Source organism: Pseudomonas sp. HMSC067G02 (assembly GCF_001813485.1).
Lineage (GTDB): Bacteria > Pseudomonadota > Gammaproteobacteria > Pseudomonadales > Pseudomonadaceae > Pseudomonas > Pseudomonas aeruginosa.
Genome location: NZ_KV812716.1, coordinates 1 through 318 on the forward strand (window position 1 = coordinate 1; position 318 = coordinate 318).

The 318-nt window shown below is 70.8% G+C and carries 1 protein-coding gene; it reads left to right on the forward strand.

What is annotated here, in order from left to right; translation table 11 throughout:
* Window positions 1-318, forward strand: a 318-nt coding sequence (locus tag HMPREF2914_RS24565; protein WP_177344135.1) for a hypothetical protein, incomplete at both ends; no start/stop codon positions are given.

Sequence of the window (318 nt, forward strand, 5' to 3'; positions counted from 1 at the left end):
GCGCTGACCTACGCGACCGACCTGTTCGAGGCGCGGACCGTCGAGCGCATGGCGCGGCATTGGCAGAACCTGCTGCGCGGCATGCTGGAAAACCCGCAGGCCAGCGTCGACTCGCTGCCGATGCTCGATGCCGAGGAGCGCTACCAGTTGCTGGAAGGCTGGAACGCCACTGCGGCCGAGTACCCGCTGCAACGCGGCGTGCACCGGTTGTTCGAGGAGCAGGTCGAGCGCACGCCGACGGCGCCGGCGCTGGCCTTCGGCGAGGAGCGCCTGGACTACGCCGAGCTGAACCGCCGGGCCAACCGCCTGGCGCATGCC